Source organism: Streptococcus sanguinis SK355 (assembly GCF_000212855.1).
In the GTDB taxonomy this organism is placed as follows: Bacteria; Bacillota; Bacilli; order Lactobacillales; family Streptococcaceae; genus Streptococcus; species Streptococcus sanguinis_A.
This window is the reverse complement of sequence record NZ_GL890993.1, coordinates 36095-52671: the sequence shown is the minus strand read 5'-3', so window position 1 is coordinate 52671 and position 16577 is coordinate 36095. Positions and strand designations below refer to the sequence as shown.

The window sequence follows — 16577 nt, the reverse complement described above, 5'->3', positions numbered from 1 at the left end:
CTTATGAAGCTTATCTATACAAACAAAACTGTTAAAAAGCAGTGCACAGAGCTAAGGCAAGCGAAAAAGGATTTTTCGGATAAGGTTGCGGTAAAGTTGCATCTCTTGATCAACTTTTTGGAAGCGGCGGATTCTTTGGCTAGTGTGACAGCTTTTCCTAAATACCACTTTCACCAACTCAAGGGAAAGAGACAAAGACAGTTTGTTTTGGATATAGATGGTAGGAAAAGTTCCTATCGGTTGATTGTCGGTTTTCGTGAAGAGGATTTAAAAAAGGTGTTTCCAAATCCTGTTGAAATCGAAATCCTAAAAATAGAGGAGGTCAGCAATCACTATGAGTAATAAAATTGTTGAATACAAAGACCTGATTGCTTTTCATCCAGGTCAGTATGTTGAGGAATTGATTGAAGATTATAACGTAACGCAGAAAGAATTTGCGGAGCGCTTAGGAGTTTCAGCAAAGACTGTCAGCAAGCTGGTCAATGCGGAAGAGTCCATTAGTAAAGAGACGGCTCATAAGTTAGCCAAGCTAAGCGGAGTTTCCATGCAAACTTGGCTCAATCTTCAAAATGCTTATGATGTAAAAGTTGCAGAGATTGTAGAACAAAAAGAGCTAGAAGAAGGTAGCGAGAAAGAAATCTGTGAGCTGATTGATTTCAAGTATTTTAAGGAAAAAGGCTACGTTCCAGACAAACGCTATAGTTTGAAGGAAAAGATTGTCGAGCTTCGCAAGATTCTCGGTGTGGCAAGTTTAGAAAATCTTACATCTTTTAACCATCTAGTCAGCTATCGGAATACGCGTGAGTTTACGACTAAAAGTATAGTGAACTCCAATATCATGCTGGAGTTGGCGTCTAAAAAAGCGCGTGATGTAACAACTACCAAGCTCAATCGCAAAAAGTTGGAGAAAAGCTTGCCTGCCTTGAGAGAGTTGACCAGACAGGACCCAGAAGTCTTTCCTCAACGCTTGTACGATATCTTATTAGACTGTGGTGTTGTCCTAGTTGGCCTTCCTGCGTTACCAAATGCCAATTTGAATGGAGCGACTAAAAAATTCAGTAACGGTAGTGCCTTGCTTTTACTCACGGATAGAAACAAAGCATCCGATATTTTCTGGTTCTCACTTTTTCATGAAATAGGACATATTTTACAGAACGATTTTTCATCTGATGATGGAAATAGTGAATCCTACCAACGTTCTGAGGAAGAGGCTGACCAGTTTGCAAAAGATTTCTTGATTAGAGCAGAAGACTATCAAGCTTTTGTCAAAAAAGGAAACTTTGATAAGTCAGACATCCTTCGCTTTTCTGAGGAGATAGATATTCACCCGAGTATTATTTTAGGTCGTCTGCAGAAGGAACAGTACCTTGGATATGAGCAATTTAGAGAATTAAAAGAGAACTATTACTTTGTTTCTTGAGAATTTTTGATTTTATGAGAATCTTATTTCAAGGAGTAGTCCGTTTGCTTATTAATCAATGAGAAATAGTATCTTAATAAACAACCCATAACAAACCAATCAAACTGGTCCATTCCGCGCTAGTTCTGATTGGTTTTTCTTATTTCCGGATTTTAAGATGTATTTGTTCTGTATTTCAAATAAATAGATGCTTGAAACTTTATCATATAGCAGTTTTTGGATAGAACATTCGTCATTATTACGTTTTGGTTAAATTTGTTAGGATTGTATGAATTGTCAGAAAATTTTTATTATAATATGGTTTATAAATAAAGATAAGGAGACTTCTATGCAAAGACAACGTTTTTCACTCCGTAAATACAAGTTCGGTTTGGCTTCTGTTCTGCTGGGAACTGCTCTGGTTTTTGGTGCTGGACAGGCTCAGGCGGATGAGCAGGCGACAGTTAGTTCGTCAGGGCAAGGTCAGCCGACTGCCGCTGTGGTATCAGCGACTGAGTCCGCTTCTCAAGCAGCTACACCTGAGAGTCAGCCGGTAACTCCAGCTGCTGTGGAGAAAGCAGCACCAGCTTCTTCTGAATCGGTAGCTTCAAGTACAGAGCAGGCGAGCCAGCCTTCTACGGCAGAGGCTAAGGAAGCAGCTGCAGCTCCTGTAGAGAAAGGAGCGACTTCTTCATCGGAAGAGGCTTCTTCAAGTGCTGAGAAGGTAACTCAACCATCTACCACAGAATCCAAGCCAACTGAATCAGCTAGTCCGACTGTAGAGTCTCCGGCAGCCGTAAACTCAGACAAGCCTGCTGCTAATCCTGATGCAGTAGCAGAGTCACCAACTTCTCGGGATGCTAAACCAAGCAGCATCAGTACCAATGAGATTATCAAGGTTCCTCAGACCTGGTCTCAAGGCTATAAAGGTCAAGGCCGAGTGGTAGCCATTATCGATTCAGGTCTGGATGTCCACCATGAGGTTTTGAAGATTTCTGACCCGTCAAAGGCCAAGTATCAGACAGAGGCAGCTCTGGAAGAAGCTAAGAAAAAGGCTGGTATTGACTACGGGAAATGGTATAACAGCAAGGTTGTCTATGCCTATAACTATATCGACGGTGATGACAATATCAAGGAAAAGAACAGTTACTCACATGGTATGCACGTAACAGGGATTACAGCGGGAAATCCCAACAAGAAAGCTCCTAATGATGAGTATGTCTATGGTGTTGCGCCAGAAGCACAAGTTATGTTTATGCGGGTCTTCTCAGACCGTCAACGCACAACTAGCGACGCTATCTATATCAAAGCTATTGATGATGCGGTGGCTTTGGGGGCTGATACCATCAATATGAGTCTAGGTTCAGCAACAGGTTCAACGGTTGATGTCAGCCCTAGTCTGCAGGCCGCTATTGAGCGCGCTCGGGCCAAGGGGGTGAGCGTGATCATTGCGGCGGGTAATGACAACACCTTCGGAAGTGAATACTCTAAACCGCTGGTTGAAAATCCAGACTATGGTCTAGTTGGCAGTCCTTCAACAGTAGAAAGCTCTATCTCAGTCGCCTCTGTCAATAACACTGTTCTGACAGAGGAAGTCATGGAAGTGCGTGGTCTGGAAAAGAATGATAAGCTTTTGAACGGTCATTTCAGCTACTCCATGGGTGAGACAAATGCAACCTTTGAAAAGGGCAAGGAATATGAGTATGTCCATGTTGGTCTTGGCCGTGAAGAGGACTTTGCTGGTAAGGATCTGACAGGTAAGCTGGCTCTTATCCAGCGTGGTTCCTTTACCTTTGCTGAAAAAGTTAGAAATGCCATTAGCCATGGTGCTGTTGGTGCTCTGATCTACAATAATGTCGACGGAGCTAACCTAACGATGAGCCTAGACAGTGAATCTAAAAAGGTTCCGTCAGCCTTTATCAGTAAGAAATATGGAGAGGCTTTAGCAGCTGGTAACTACAAGGTGGCCTTTAATGGACTTAAGGTCAATCGGCCGCATCCAGGAGCAGGTAGTCTGTCTGACTTCTCTAGCTGGGGTGTGACGACAGATGGCTTGCTCAAGCCAGATGTGACAGCACCAGGTGGCGATATTTACTCTTCACTTAACGACAATACCTATGGCAATATGCAGGGAACCAGTATGGCTACCCCTCATGTGGCTGGTGTAGCGGCTCTGGTCAAGGAATATCTCCTTCAGCACTATCCAGACCTGACACCTGCCCAGAATGCCGATTTGGTCAAAGCGCTCATCATGTCTACAGCCAAGCTGCATGTCAACAAGGAAACAGGTGCCTATACCTCTCCGCGACAGCAGGGAGCTGGTATCGTAGATACGGCAGCGGCTATTTCTACCGGTCTCTATGTGACAGGGGATAACCAATATCCTAGCGTTTCCTTGGGCAATGTCCAAGACAGTTTCACCTTTGATGTTACGGTTCATAATATCACAGATAAGGACCGGACGCTGAAGATGATTGTCAATACCAACACGGATGCGGTCAAGGATGGCTACTTTACCCTGACACCTCGCAAACTAACCGAAACGGTTTGGCCAGAAGTTACCGTCAAGGCTCACAGCAGCCAGAAAGTGACGGTCAAGGTAAATACTGCTAAGTTTGCGGAAGAGTTGATCAAGCAGATGCCGAATGGCTATTTCCTAGAAGGCTTTGTCCGCTTTGTCGATCCAGCGGATGACGGCGATGTGGTTAGTCTGCCATTCATGGGCTTCCGTGGGCAATTCCAAGATCTGCCAGCTGTAGAAAGACCAATCTATGATCTAGTCCAAGAAGGCAAGTCAGGCTTCTATTACCCAGTGCCAGAGGACAAGAGTATCCTATCTGATGACAATGTATCTTCCCTTGTGACAGAGTCAAATGATACACTCTACTCTACCGGTCGAACAGCTGCTCGTAGCTCAATTGTACTGGGAACTGCAGAAAATGCGGATGGTAAGCATGTGCTGCAGCTGGGAGCGGATGGCAAGATTCGTCTGGCCTTCTCACCTAATGGTGATGGCAATCAGGACAGCATCCAGTATCGGACAGTTCTCTATCGCAATATCAATAATCTGACGGCTAGTGTTTATACGGCAGATGATAAGGACTATCGCTTCCCAATCTGGCAGAGCAGCACGATTAGAGAAAGCCGCAAGAACTATTATAGTGGTCAGTCAGACAATCCTAAGTCCTACCTGCTAGAAGATACATACTGGGATGGTCGTGACAGCAAGGGTGAGAAGCTGGAAGATGGCCTCTATACCTATGTGGTTCGCTATACACCAGATGTACCAGGTGCTAAAGAGCAGCAGATTACCTTTAACCTGCAGATTGATACGCAGAAGCCTTTGATTAGCTCAGGCTATATCAGTACCAAGGATGGTGCGGAAACCTTTACGGCTCGCAAGCCTAAAGATGTCGGCAACGGCGGTATTTTGAGAGAGCAGGTTTTCTATCTGCAAGCAGATGAAAAAGGGAAAGAGACCTATAAAGCCGTAGATGATTTTGGCATTGAGCGTGATTACGAGCGTCGAGTTTACATCTCAGCCAATGCGGATGGCAGCTACACCTTGCCAAAAGGAGTGGACAAGTCTAAGATTTTCTATGTGGTAGAGGACTATGCAGGCAACCGTGATGCCATAGCTCTGTCAGAGCTAGTCAGTGCTGAAAATGATGGGCGTATCCGTGTCGCTCTGGTGGATGCCAATACGCATCAAGATGTATCTTCAACCTTTGTCTATCGAATCAAGGATAGCAAGGGTAAGTATGTTGAACTGGACAAGGGCAAGCAAATCAATGCTCTGCCATTTGGCCGCTATACAGCAGAGATCTTTACTTATGATAAGGATGAGCTTCGTTTCTACAGCGCTCTGACTCAGGAGTTTGAGCTGACAGCCCAAGATAGCTTTAAGACGATTGAGTTTCTAGTTAAGAAGCTGGTCTTTGCACCGGTCAGCGTTGCCTTTGATCAAGCTGTTCCGAAGAATACCCAAGTGGTTCTCAAGAATAATAATGGCGATGCTTATACGCTTCCAACAGAACTGTTTGGCAAGCAAGCCTTCGGAAGATCCGTAGCAGCTGGATTCTACTCTGTCTTTGTCAACCTGCCGACTGGTTATGAGCTCTGGGAAAGTGAGCCGACTGTTGAGGTCAAAGAAGGTAAGAATAACCTGCTGAAGCTGGGAGTTATCGTCAAGTCAGGCTTGCTGGCAGCTGTTAATCAGCAGTCTAGTCTGGTCGGCACTGCTCAGTATTACAATGCTTCTGCAGCGAAGCGCACAGCCTACGACCAAGCATATCAAGCAGCCAAGGAAGCTTTGACAAGCAAACTGACCCAAGCGCAAGTTGATGCCGTAAGAGGTAAGCTAGAAACAGCATCTGCTAATCTAGACGGCAAGGACTCTGATATTGCTGCGGTTAAGGCGGCTGTGGAAGCTTATGCTGCTACCACTAAGACAGGTGCTTATGCCAATGCTAAGGATAGAACTCGCCGCGCTTATGACAAGGCCTTTCAAGCAGTGGCTCTGCTCTTGGTGCAGGATAAGGTGACCCAGGAGCAAATCGATACTGCCCTAGCTCAGCTGACTACAGCAGAGAAGAAGCTAGATGGCAAGGCGACTAACTTTACTAATCTCAAGAAGCTAGTCGATGATGAAGTGCATTACCAAGCCATCAGCAATAAGTTTATCTATGCGACTGACGCGGTTAAGGCGGCTTATCTAGAGGCTTATGCACAGGCTAAGGAAGTTTTGGCTAATCCAGGTGCCAGCCAGGAAGATGTCAAAGAAGCCATTGCCAACCTCAGAGCAGCCAAGAGAAAACTTGATGGCAGAAAGCCAAGAGTTGTGAGACCGAAAAAACCTAAACAAGTCTAATTGGTTTTCAAGTGAGTTAAAATCCCTTAAGTTGAAACTTGAGGGATTTTTCGATAAGTATTTTACATTGGCCTTATTTTCTGCTATAATCTTTTTTAGAAAGAATTCTCATTGTCTACTTTTTAGCGAGTTCGGGATAGTGTGAGCCGGATAGGGAAGCAGTGCAGATGGCGCTTTCGGTTATAATTTCAAAAGCAATGAAGTAATAAATTAGGGTGGAACCGCGTCTTGACGCCCCTAGGTTGAAGAGCCTAGGAGTGTCGGATGTGGTTCTTTTGCGTACTGAGTCTATTGTTCGAAAGAAAGGAGATTCATGGAGAACCTTTATCTTGTAAAAGATGAGAATCAATTAGTAGCTTTTCGAGATTTCGTCGCAAAGAATGCCGCAAAGTTGCAGGATTATCTAGCTTTTTTAAAAGACGAGTTTGCGGTTTATGACTTGCCGCAAGCCATCATTTGGTCCGATTTTGATTCTGCTACGCAGATCATTCGTGAAATTCCTGTGCCAGCTTATACAAATGATAAGCGGATGGTTATGACTCCCGAGTTGCCGGTTTGGAAAGATTTGTATCTCCTTCAGTTGGAGAATTACGAGACCTCTCACCAAACTCGAGCAATAGAAAGCAACTATCAGTCTTTGTCTGAAAATTCTCTCTTGCAGATTGTGGGCCATGAGTTAGCTCATTGGTCGGAGCATTTTTTAGATGACTTTGATGGATACGGTGCCTATATCTGGTTTGAAGAAGGTATGGCTGAGTATATTAGTCGCAAGTATTTCTTTACAGATGAGGAATTTCGAGTGGAAAAAGCTTGTAATCAGTCTCTTGTTGAGCTCTTTCAGAAAAAGCACGGTTGGTACTCATTGAATGATTTCGGTACTTCGACTTATAAAGGGAATTATGATAGTATTTTTTACGAATACTGGCGCAGTTTTTTGACAGTTGACAAGTTAGTAGAAAATCTAGGCAGTGTGCAAGCGGTCTTTAATTCTTATCATCATTGGGAAAATACAGATAAAACACTTCCCTTGTTGGATTGGTTCATACAGCAGAAAATAATAGACAAAGAGATATAAACAAACTAAAGGAGTAAAAAATGTCTAAGAAGTTAACGTTTCACCTCGCTAAAGTCAATTGCGAACCTAAAGGTTCGATTGACTAACGACAACCGCTATGGGGAGGTTTGTCTAAGCGATGTACTAGCTTTTCAAAAGGGAAGTAATTGTTCCCTTTTGAACGCTTCGCAAGAATCTCAAGAAACTAAAGGAGTAACTAATGTCTAAGAAACTTACCTTTCAAGAAATTATCTTGACTTTGCAGCAGTTCTGGAATGACCAGGGGTGTATGCTCATGCAGGCTTATGATAACGAGAAGGGGGCGGGAACGATGAGTCCCTATACCTTCCTGCGGGCTATTGGGCCAGAGCCGTGGAATGCGGCCTATGTAGAGCCGTCTCGCCGACCAGCAGATGGTCGTTATGGGGAAAATCCTAACCGCCTTTATCAACACCACCAATTTCAAGTGGTTATGAAGCCGTCTCCAAGCAATATCCAAGAACTTTACTTGCAGTCTTTGGAGCTCTTGGGTATCAATCCGCTGGAGCACGACATCCGCTTTGTCGAGGATAACTGGGAAAATCCTTCAACTGGCTCGGCTGGTCTGGGCTGGGAAGTCTGGCTGGATGGTATGGAAATCACTCAGTTCACATACTTCCAGCAGGTCGGAGGTCTGCCAACTCAGCCGGTGACTGCTGAGGTGACTTATGGTCTGGAGCGTCTGGCTTCTTATATCCAGGAAGTAGACTCAGTCTACGACATTGAGTGGGCTGATGGAGTTAAGTACGGCGAAATTTTCACGCATCCTGAGTATGAGCATTCCAAGTACAGCTTTGAGGTCAGTGACCAAGACTTGCTCTTGGGGAATTTTGAGAAGTTTGAAGCAGAAGCTAAGCGCTGTCTGGACGAGCATCTGGTGCACCCGGCCTATGACTATGTTCTCAAATGCTCGCATACCTTTAATCTCTTGGATGCGCGTGGCGCTGTATCTGTGACAGAGCGGGCTGGTTATATTGCTCGTATTCGTAATCTGGCGCGTGTTGTGGCCAAGACCTTTGTAGCTGAGCGCAAGCGTCTGGGCTACCCGCTTTTGGATGCAGAGACTCGCGAGAAACTCTTGGCAGAGGAGGGAGAATAATCATGGTGAAAAATTTATTAGTTGAATTAGGCTTGGAGGAAATGCCAGCCTATGTCGTGACACCGAGCATGAAGCAGCTGCGCGACAAGATGGGGGCCTTCCTAACAGACCATCGTCTGAGCTTTGAGAAAATCGAAATGTTCTCCACGCCTCGCCGTTTAGCCGTGCGCGTGGTTGGATTGGCGGACAAGCAGTCCGACTTGACCGAAGATTTCAAAGGCCCTTCTAAGAAAATTGCTCTGGACGCAGATGGCAACTTTACCAAGGCTGCCGAAGGCTTTGTCCGTGGCAAGGGCTTGACGGTTGAGGACATTACTTTCCGTGAAATCAAGGGAGAAGAATACGTCTATGTGACCAAGGAAGAAATCGGCCGCCCGGTAGAGGAAATCATCCCAGCGGTGACGGAAGTTCTGCAAGCTCTGACCTTCCCTGTCAGCATGCACTGGGCCAACAACACCTTTGAATACATCCGCCCAGTTCATACCTTGACTGTGCTCCTAGATGAGCAGGCCTTTGATTTGGATTTCTTGGACATCAAGAGCGGTCGTACCAGCCGTGGCCATCGTTTCTTAGGGAAAGAAACGGAGATTGTTTCAGCGGATTCCTATGAAGATGACCTACGGGCTCAGTTTGTCATTGCCAGTCCTCTTGAGCGGGGTGATATGATTGTCGAGCAGATTCGAGCACTGGAAGAGGAGCACGGTGTTTCTATCGAAATTGACGAAGACCTGCTCAATGAAGTCTTGAATCTGGTAGAATATCCAACTGCTTTCCTAGGTAATTTTGATGCTAAATATTTAGAGGTGCCAGAAGAAGTCTTGGTGACTTCCATGAAAGAGCACCAGCGTTATTTTGTTGTGCGCGATGCTGAAGGCAAACTTTTGCCGCACTTTATCTCTGTTCGCAACGGAAATGCAGAGCACTTAGAAAATGTCATCAAGGGAAATGAAAAAGTCTTGGTGGCTCGTCTGGAAGATGGGGAATTCTTCTGGCGGGAAGACCAAAAACTGGCTATTGCTGACTTGGTTGAAAAGCTGAACAATGTGACCTTCCACGAAAAGATTGGTTCTCTGGCAGAGCACATGGAGCGGACTGGCAAGATTGCTGCTCTCTTGGCACAAGAGGCAGGATTGGATGCTGATGAAACAGCTGACTTGGCTCGTGCAGCGGCTATTTATAAGTTTGACCTGCTGACTGGCATGGTTGGGGAATTTGATGAGCTGCAAGGTATCATGGGAGAGAAGTATGCTCTTCTGGCTGGTGAGAATGCTGCGGTTGCAGCTGCCATTCGGGAGCACTATATGCCGACTTCAGCCGATGGCGAATTGCCTGACACCAAGGTCGGAGCAGTCTTGGCTCTGGCTGATAAGCTGGATACCATTCTGTCCTTCTTCTCAGTTGGACTGATTCCGAGCGGTTCCAATGACCCTTATGCACTGCGCCGTGCGACTCAGGGTGTCGTGCGTATCTTGGACAAGTTTGGCTGGAACATTGACTTGGCTCAGCTTCTTGGTCGACTTTACGAACTCAAGTTTGATAGCCTAAGCTATGACAATCAAGAGGCGGTGCTGGACTTCTTCCGTGCCCGTGTTGAGAAGATGATGGATCGCAGTATTCCGAAAGATATCGTGACAGCTGTTCTTCAAAGCACTCACTTCGTTGTACGCGATTTGGTAGAAACAGCTGCGCTTCTAGCAGAAAAAGCTCAGGAAGCCAACTTCAAGTCAGCAGTCGAAAGCCTGTCTCGGGTCTTCAATCTAGCTGAGAAAGCCCAAGGGCAGACAGCTGTCAATCCAGCTCTCTTTGAAAATCAAGAGGAAAAAGATTTGGCAGCTGCTATTGAAGCAGTGGAGCTGACGGCAGACTTAGCTGCCAATCTGGACCAACTCTTTGCTCTCAGTCCAGTTATCGATGCTTTCTTTGATCATACCATGGTCATGGCAGAAGATGAAGCTGTGCGTAACAACCGCCTAGCTCTCCTAGCTTCATTGACGGCTAAGGCGGGACAGCTGGCCCAGTTTAATCAGATTAATACCAAATAAAAGGTAAGAGAGGTAGAATCATGGATCCTAAAAAAATTGAACGCATCAACGAACTGGCTAAAAAGAAAAAACGGAAGGCCTAACTGCTGAGGAAAAAGTGGAACAAGCCAAGCTTCGTGAAGAGTATATCGAAGGCTACCGTCGCTCTGTTCGTCATCACATCGAAGGCATCAAGATTGTTGATGAGGATGGCAATGATGTGACACCTGAGAAGTTGCGTCAAGTTCAGCGCGAGAAAGGTCTTCATGGCCGAAGTCTGGATGACCCAGAGTCTTAAGTAGATATAAATAAAAAATCCCTCGCTAGGAAGCTAGAAAGTTCCTGTCGAGGGATTCTTTTATTCTTGTTTACGTTTTTTCAAAATGCGGAGGGCTACATAGATGCAGCTAACGATGATTGCTACATCCAGCCAGAAAATCCAAGGCTCCGTGATACGGAAAAAGAAATAAGCAGCGATGGCAATAATGAGGGACAGAATGCCTAGATCCATTTTTTCTTTGAGATTGAGTCTCATAGGTCTTCTTCCTCCTTTTTTTGTGCTTGGCGAATCTTTCCTTTGGCAATGAAATGCATCATCAGTCCAAATCCAAGGCCTGCGGCTAATCCAGTTATAATGAGTTTAGGCTGAAGCAAAATTTGCAGGATATCTTTCTTTTCCATGACAGCTATCATGATGCCGAAGAGAGGATAAAAGAGCAGCCAATAAGAGAATCCTGCTTTGAGACCAGCATGTTTCATAGCTTTTTCTTCTTTTTCATCCTGAAGTCCTAGCTCTAGGTCATCAATTCCTTTGCGGCGTGCTTGGATGATTATATAGACACAGAAGCCGAGGATAAGGATTTCTAGCAGGATAGGATAGGCTAGAGCGATAATTTTGGGCCAGCGAAAGGCTAAGGGAAAGGCGATGGCATTGCCAAAAATCAGGATAAAGAAAAGCCAAATAAAGCCTATATTTCCTAAGTGCTCAGCCTGTTGGCGTTTTTGCTCGTCCAAAGGTCCAGTAATGCCGTAAAATCGTTTAATCATCTTGTCTGAGAATGTTTCTTTTTTCATGTTTGTGTCCTTTCTTTAGGTATGAATGTTGCTGCAGGGAAAAACTCTTAGTCATCTGATTCTTCATCTGTCAGCTGGGGTTCCCAAAAGAGGGCGTTGAGGTCAGTATCCAGCGCTCTAGCCAGATTGATACAGAGCTCGAGAGTGGGGTTGTATTTGTTGTTTTCAATCATATTGATAGTTTGCCGCGATACCCCGATAGACTTGGCCAACTCTAGCTGAGACATCTTTTTTTCTTTTCGAAATTCTTTGACACGATTCATTACACCCTTCCTTTCTAATTCTATAACTGATAACTTTTAGTAAGTTTGTCAGTTATATTTGACTTTTATTTTATGCTAGTATAATACTTTTTGAAAAAAGTGTCAAGTATATCTGACAAAAAATTTTAAAAAGGATTTCATCCGCTTACTTTTTCTTTTAAATTTTTTTTTGCTTTTGAATGTGATATAATAAGTAAGATATGACAAACGAATTTCATCACATTACTGTTCTTCTTCATGAAACGGTTGACCAGTTGGCGGTTAAGCCTGATGGCATCTATGTCGATGCGACCCTTGGCGGTGCTGGTCACAGCGAATATCTTTTGAGTCAGCTCGGAGATGAGGGGCATCTTTATGCCTTTGATCAGGACCAGACAGCTATTGACAATGCTAAAAAGCGCCTGGCTCCTTATGTAGAGCGGGGGATGGTGACCTTTATCAAGGACAATTTCCGCCACCTCAAGAGCCGTTTGCAAGAAGCCGGTGTGGAAGAAATTGATGGGATTTGTTATGACTTAGGCGTTTCCAGCCCTCAGCTGGATCAGCGTGAGCGTGGTTTTTCCTATAAACAGGATGCGCCTTTGGATATGCGCATGAACCGCGATGCAGCCTTGACAGCTTTTGAGGTTGTCAATCATTATAGCTATCAGGATTTAGTACGAATCTTTTTTAAATACGGCGAAGATAAGTTTTCTAAGCAGATTGCTCGCAAGATTGAGCAGGCTAGAAGTGTCAAGCCCATTGAAACAACGACAGAACTGGCTGAAATTATCAAGTCGGCTAAGCCAGCTAAGGAGCTGAAGAAGAAAGGTCATCCAGCCAAGCAGATTTTTCAGGCCATTCGGATTGAGGTCAATGATGAGTTGGGAGCGGCGGATGAGTCTATTCAGCAAGCTATTGATTTGCTGGCGGTGGACGGCCGGATTGCGGTCATTACTTTTCATTCGCTGGAAGACCGTCTGACCAAGCAGCTTTTCAAGGAGGCGTCAACAGTGGATGTTCCAAAAGGCTTGCCCTTCATCCCAGATGAACTGCAGCCTAAGCTGGAGCTGGTCAGCCGCAAACCAATTTTACCAAGCAAAGAAGAATTAGAAAGCAATAACCGGGCTCATTCCGCCAAGCTGCGCGTGGCCCGTAAGATACACAAGTGAGGAAGAAATGTCAGAAAAAAGACCAAACCCGCTTCAAGATCAGATGAGAAAATTTTCCCGAGTTGAGAAGGCCTTTTATGGCTCTATCGTTTTGACTGCCATTATTTTAGCAGTCAGCATCGTCTTTATGCAGACCAAGCTATTGCAGGTAGATCGGGATTTGACGGAAGTCAATACACAGATTGAAGCGGAGCAGACAGAGCTGGCCGACATCAAGCAGGAAGTCAATGAACTGACCCGCTATGAAAGACTGTCCCAGCTAGCCAGCTCTCAGGATATGAAACTCCAGAAGGGAAATCGTAAAACAGTGAGTTCAACGGATGAAGAATAGAATTTTTGAAAAAATTAAAAAATACGCCCTGAAAAATAGGCAAACCCCTGAATACAATCGGCGGCAAGTGGGAAAGAGCATGAGTATCTTAGCTATCTTTCTCTTTTTCGTTTTCTTGATTAATTTTGCCATCATTATCGGGACAGACCAGAAGTTCGGTGTTAATCTATCAAAGGGAGCAGAAGTAGTCCATCAAAAGACGGTTACAGTCGCTGCCCGGCGGGGAACAATCTATGACCGAAATGGTGTTCCCATTGCAGAGGATGCCACGACTTATAATGTTTATGCCATTATTGACAAGAGTTACAAGTCAGCTACCGGCAAGATTCTCTATGTGGAAGAATCCCAGTACGATAAGGTGGCAGAGATTTTCAATCAATACCTAGAGCTGGATAAGGACTATGTCAAAACCCAGCTGTCGCAGAAAAATCTCAAGCAGGTTTCCTTCGGGGCACAGGGCAATGGCATTACCTACAGTAATATGAATGCTATGCGGGAAGCCTTTGAAGCTGCTGGTATTGAAGGAATTGACTTTACTACCAGTCCTAACCGCAGTTATAGCAACGGTGTGTTTGCCTCCCAGTTTATTGGTCTTGCACAGCTGCAGGAGGATAAGGAAGGCAATAAGACGCTGAAAGGGACTTCTGGCATGGAGCAGGCACTGGATAGGATTCTTGCTGGTCAGAATGGGATTGTGACCTATGAAAAAGACCGAAATGGTAATGTTGTGCCTGGATCAGAAAAGGTCTCTGTACAGGCAGAAGACGGCAAGGACGTCTATACAACGCTGTCGGCTGATTTGCAAACCTACCTAGAAACGCGGATGAACGCCTTTCAGGAAAAAGTCAAAGGTAAGTTTGTCAATGCAACCTTGGTCAGTGCCAAGACCGGCGAAATCCTAGCTACTTCTCAAAGGCCGACCTATAATGCAGATACCAAGGAAGGCTTGAATGAGAAGAATCTGGGCAACTGGAACACCATGCTCTATCAAGGTCAGTACGAGCCTGGATCTACCATGAAGGTCATGACTCTGGCTTCAGCTATTGATAATGGTAGCTTTAATCCTAACGATACCTATGACAGCAGAGAGTATAAGGTCATGGATGCGACCATTCGGGACTGGAATGTCAACATGGGGATTTCGGAAGGGGAAACGCTGACCTTTGCCCAAGGATTTACCTATTCCAGTAACGTCGGTATGACCATTTTGGAGCAGAAGATGGGCAATGACAAGTGGCTGGACTACTTGAGTAAGTTTAAGTTTGGCCTGCCGACCCGCTTTGGGATGGGCAATGAAACCTATGGCTCCCTACCAGGTGATAACTATGTTACGATTGCCATGAGTTCTTTCGGTCAAGGGATTGGTGTGACACAGGTGCAGATGCTGCGTGCTTTCTCATCTGTAGCCAATGATGGTGTCATGGTGGAGCCTAAGTTTATCAATGCTATCCATGATCCTAAAACCAATACAGCTCGTAAGACTGCGACGGAAATTATCGGAAATCCTGTCTCAGAAAAAGCAGCTCAAACCACTCGGGATTATATGGTTCAAGTCGGAACAGACCCCTACAAAGGAACCCTGAATGTTGGTGGAGAACCCGTCATTCAAGTGGCTGGTCAGAATGTCGCCGTCAAATCAGGGACCGCTCAGATCGCTTCTGAAAATGGTTATCTAGAGGGCGAGAACGATTATATCTATTCAGTTGTTGCCATGACGCCGGCAGAAAATCCTGAATTTATCATGTATGTGACAGTTCAGCAGCCTGAGGAAAAATTCCAGCCAATATTCTGGCAAGAAGTGGTCAATCCGGTCTTGGAAGAAGCTGTCGCTCTCAAAGACAGCCTTAATCTGACAACGGAAGCGACTCCGGCTCTTGAGACAGTCACTGAAGAAACCAGTTATAAAATGCCGTCCGTAGAAAAACTGACCAAGCAACTAGGTCTGAAAAATCAAATCAGTCCTGGCGGTCTGGCAGATGAATTGCGCCGAAACCTAGTCCAGCCAATTGTACTGGGAACAGGTGGCAAGATTAAAAAAGTATCTGTCAAAGAGGGCAAAAATCTCAAGGCCAACCAGCAGGTTTTGATCTTGTCAGATGATTTAGAAAGTCTGCCTGATATGTACGGCTGGACCAAGGCAAATGTCGAACGTTTTGCCAAGTGGCAGGACATTGAAGTCACTTTCAAGGGAGAGGGCTCCAAGGTCGTCAAGCAGAGCGAGAAGACCAATACTTCGCTGAAAAATCTCAAGAAAATAACAATTACAATGGGAGACTAATATGCTTATTGCTCTTATTGCAGGAATCGTAACTTTTATCCTAACTATCATCGGCATTCCTGCCTTTATTCGTTTTTACCATAAGGCTCGCATCACAGGCCAACAGATGCACGAAGATGTCAAGCAGCATCAGGCCAAGGCCGGAACGCCAACTATGGGTGGCACAGTCTTTCTCTTGACATCCGTTCTGGCTAGCTTTGTTATCGGTCTGTTTTCGCATCAGCTGTCCAACGGCTTAATCATGATTCTTTTTATCTTGGTTCTGTATGGTGTTGTCGGCTTTTTGGATGACTTCCTCAAGGTGTTTCGTAAGATCAACGAGGGCCTTAATCCCAAGCAGAAACTGTTTCTGCAGCTAGTCGGCGGAGTTGTCTTTTACTTCTTCTATAATCAGCATGGGGCAGGGGACTCTCTCAATGTCTTCACTGTTCCTGTCCAGCTGGGCTTCCTTTACATCTTTTTCGTCCTTTTTTGGCTGATTGGCTTCTCCAATGCTGTCAATCTGACGGATGGAATTGATGGTTTGGCCAGCATTTCGGTGGTCATCAGCTTGGTAGCCTATGCTGTGATTGCTGTTGAGCAGAAGCGCTTTGATATTCTGATTGTCATCATTAGCATGATTGGCGGCTTGCTAGGCTTCTTTGTCTTTAACCACAAGCCCGCTAAAATTTTCATGGGAGATGTGGGAAGCCTGGCTTTAGGCGGTATGCTGGCTGCTATCTCCATTTCCCTTCACCAAGAGTGGACCCTGCTCTTGATTGGTATCGTCTATGTGTTTGAGACGACCTCTGTCATGATGCAGGTGACCTACTTCAAGCTGACCGGCGGCAAGCGGATTTTCCGAATGACTCCAGTTCACCACCACTTTGAGCTGGGAGGTCTAACTGGTCACGGCAAGGAGTGGAGCGAGTGGAAGGTCGATTTCTTCTTCTGGGGAATCGGTATCGTGAGCAGTCTCTTGACCCTAGCTATCCTATATTTATAGCAAGAAGCGAGTC

General features: G+C 45.2%; 13 protein-coding genes and 1 pseudogene. 11 read left to right on the top strand and 3 right to left on the bottom strand.

Annotated features, from left to right (window positions below):
* Positions 1-3 precede the first annotated feature (3 nt).
* From HMPREF9389_RS10955 to HMPREF9389_RS0111200, 7 genes and pseudogenes are all read left to right on the top strand, one after another.
* Complete coding sequence (locus HMPREF9389_RS10955; protein ID WP_002927537.1) at positions 4-342, top strand: type II toxin-antitoxin system RelE/ParE family toxin; 339 nt, start codon at positions 4-6, stop codon at positions 340-342.
* The gene (locus HMPREF9389_RS10960) at positions 335-1420 is read left to right on the top strand and encodes a HigA family addiction module antitoxin (RefSeq protein WP_002927535.1); all 1086 of its coding nucleotides are present in this window, start codon (positions 335-337) and stop codon (positions 1418-1420) included. Before HMPREF9389_RS10955 ends, HMPREF9389_RS10960 begins: the two co-directional genes overlap by 8 nt.
* A gap of 328 nt (positions 1421-1748) precedes the next feature.
* Complete coding sequence (locus tag HMPREF9389_RS10965) at positions 1749-6269, top strand: S8 family serine peptidase (RefSeq protein WP_032906108.1); 4521 nt, start codon at positions 1749-1751, stop codon at positions 6267-6269.
* Positions 6270-6582: 313 nt separating this feature from the next.
* Positions 6583-7344 (top strand): hypothetical protein, encoded by a 762-nt coding sequence (locus HMPREF9389_RS10970; RefSeq protein WP_002927532.1) that lies wholly within the window; start codon positions 6583-6585, stop codon positions 7342-7344.
* Between the two features lie 199 nt (positions 7345-7543).
* Positions 7544-8461 (top strand): glycine--tRNA ligase subunit alpha, encoded by a 918-nt coding sequence (gene glyQ, locus HMPREF9389_RS10975; protein WP_002893545.1) that lies wholly within the window; start codon positions 7544-7546, stop codon positions 8459-8461.
* Positions 8462-8463: 2 nt separating this feature from the next.
* A complete protein-coding gene (glyS, locus tag HMPREF9389_RS10980) occupies positions 8464-10503 on the top strand; it encodes a glycine--tRNA ligase subunit beta (protein WP_002927531.1) in 2040 nt (679 codons plus the stop codon).
* A gap of 20 nt (positions 10504-10523) precedes the next feature.
* Positions 10524-10780 (top strand): annotated as a pseudogene (locus HMPREF9389_RS0111200) (DUF896 family protein).
* 60 nt (positions 10781-10840) lie between these two features.
* Here HMPREF9389_RS0111200 and HMPREF9389_RS12105 read toward each other — a convergent pair.
* From HMPREF9389_RS12105 to HMPREF9389_RS10995, 3 genes are read right to left on the bottom strand one after another with little or no spacing between them, the layout of a single operon-like run.
* Entirely contained in the window at positions 10841-11017 is a 177-nt protein-coding gene (locus HMPREF9389_RS12105; protein WP_002927526.1) for a hypothetical protein, read from the bottom strand.
* Positions 11014-11556: a DUF3278 domain-containing protein gene (locus tag HMPREF9389_RS10990; RefSeq protein ID WP_002927519.1), complete on the bottom strand. Its 543-nt coding sequence runs from the start codon at positions 11554-11556 to the stop codon at positions 11014-11016. Before HMPREF9389_RS10990 ends, HMPREF9389_RS12105 begins: the two co-directional genes overlap by 4 nt.
* A gap of 47 nt (positions 11557-11603) precedes the next feature.
* Positions 11604-11819 (bottom strand): helix-turn-helix transcriptional regulator, encoded by a 216-nt coding sequence (locus HMPREF9389_RS10995; RefSeq protein WP_002903294.1) that lies wholly within the window; start codon positions 11817-11819, stop codon positions 11604-11606.
* Between the two features lie 200 nt (positions 11820-12019).
* Here HMPREF9389_RS10995 and rsmH point away from each other — a divergent pair, with 200 nt between their 5' ends.
* From rsmH to mraY, 4 genes are read left to right on the top strand one after another with little or no spacing between them, the layout of a single operon-like run.
* Positions 12020-12970: a 16S rRNA (cytosine(1402)-N(4))-methyltransferase RsmH gene (rsmH, locus tag HMPREF9389_RS11000; protein WP_002927518.1), complete on the top strand. Its 951-nt coding sequence runs from the start codon at positions 12020-12022 to the stop codon at positions 12968-12970.
* Positions 12971-12977: 7 nt separating this feature from the next.
* Entirely contained in the window at positions 12978-13301 is a 324-nt protein-coding gene (ftsL, locus tag HMPREF9389_RS11005) for a cell division protein FtsL (protein WP_002893529.1), read from the top strand.
* Positions 13291-15579 (top strand): penicillin-binding protein PBP2X, encoded by a 2289-nt coding sequence (gene pbp2X / locus HMPREF9389_RS11010; protein ID WP_002927517.1) that lies wholly within the window; start codon positions 13291-13293, stop codon positions 15577-15579. The genes ftsL and pbp2X overlap by 11 nt, the downstream gene beginning before the upstream one ends.
* Position 15580: 1 nt before the next feature.
* Positions 15581-16564, top strand: coding sequence for a phospho-N-acetylmuramoyl-pentapeptide-transferase (gene mraY, locus HMPREF9389_RS11015; RefSeq protein ID WP_002927516.1), 984 nt, complete (start codon positions 15581-15583; stop codon positions 16562-16564).
* Positions 16565-16577 lie beyond the last annotated feature (13 nt).

What these genes read in the sequence shown, in the direction of transcription:
- HMPREF9389_RS10955 (WP_002927537.1), top strand. Translation starts at nt 4, where the DNA reads ATGAAGCTTATCTATACAAACAAAACTGTTAAAAAGCAGTGCACAGAG.
- HMPREF9389_RS10960 (WP_002927535.1), top strand. Translation starts at nt 335, where the DNA reads ATGAGTAATAAAATTGTTGAATACAAAGACCTGATTGCTTTTCATCCA.
- HMPREF9389_RS10965 (WP_032906108.1), top strand. Translation starts at nt 1,749, where the DNA reads ATGCAAAGACAACGTTTTTCACTCCGTAAATACAAGTTCGGTTTGGCT.
- HMPREF9389_RS10970 (WP_002927532.1), top strand. Translation starts at nt 6,583, where the DNA reads ATGGAGAACCTTTATCTTGTAAAAGATGAGAATCAATTAGTAGCTTTT.
- glyQ (WP_002893545.1), top strand. Translation starts at nt 7,544, where the DNA reads ATGTCTAAGAAACTTACCTTTCAAGAAATTATCTTGACTTTGCAGCAG.
- glyS (WP_002927531.1), top strand. Translation starts at nt 8,464, where the DNA reads ATGGTGAAAAATTTATTAGTTGAATTAGGCTTGGAGGAAATGCCAGCC.
- HMPREF9389_RS12105 (WP_002927526.1), bottom strand. Translation starts at nt 11,017, where the DNA reads ATGAGACTCAATCTCAAAGAAAAAATGGATCTAGGCATTCTGTCCCTC.
- HMPREF9389_RS10990 (WP_002927519.1), bottom strand. Translation starts at nt 11,556, where the DNA reads ATGAAAAAAGAAACATTCTCAGACAAGATGATTAAACGATTTTACGGC.
- HMPREF9389_RS10995 (WP_002903294.1), bottom strand. Translation starts at nt 11,819, where the DNA reads ATGAATCGTGTCAAAGAATTTCGAAAAGAAAAAAAGATGTCTCAGCTA.
- rsmH (WP_002927518.1), top strand. Translation starts at nt 12,020, where the DNA reads ATGACAAACGAATTTCATCACATTACTGTTCTTCTTCATGAAACGGTT.
- ftsL (WP_002893529.1), top strand. Translation starts at nt 12,978, where the DNA reads ATGTCAGAAAAAAGACCAAACCCGCTTCAAGATCAGATGAGAAAATTT.
- pbp2X (WP_002927517.1), top strand. Translation starts at nt 13,291, where the DNA reads ATGAAGAATAGAATTTTTGAAAAAATTAAAAAATACGCCCTGAAAAAT.
- mraY (WP_002927516.1), top strand. Translation starts at nt 15,581, where the DNA reads ATGCTTATTGCTCTTATTGCAGGAATCGTAACTTTTATCCTAACTATC.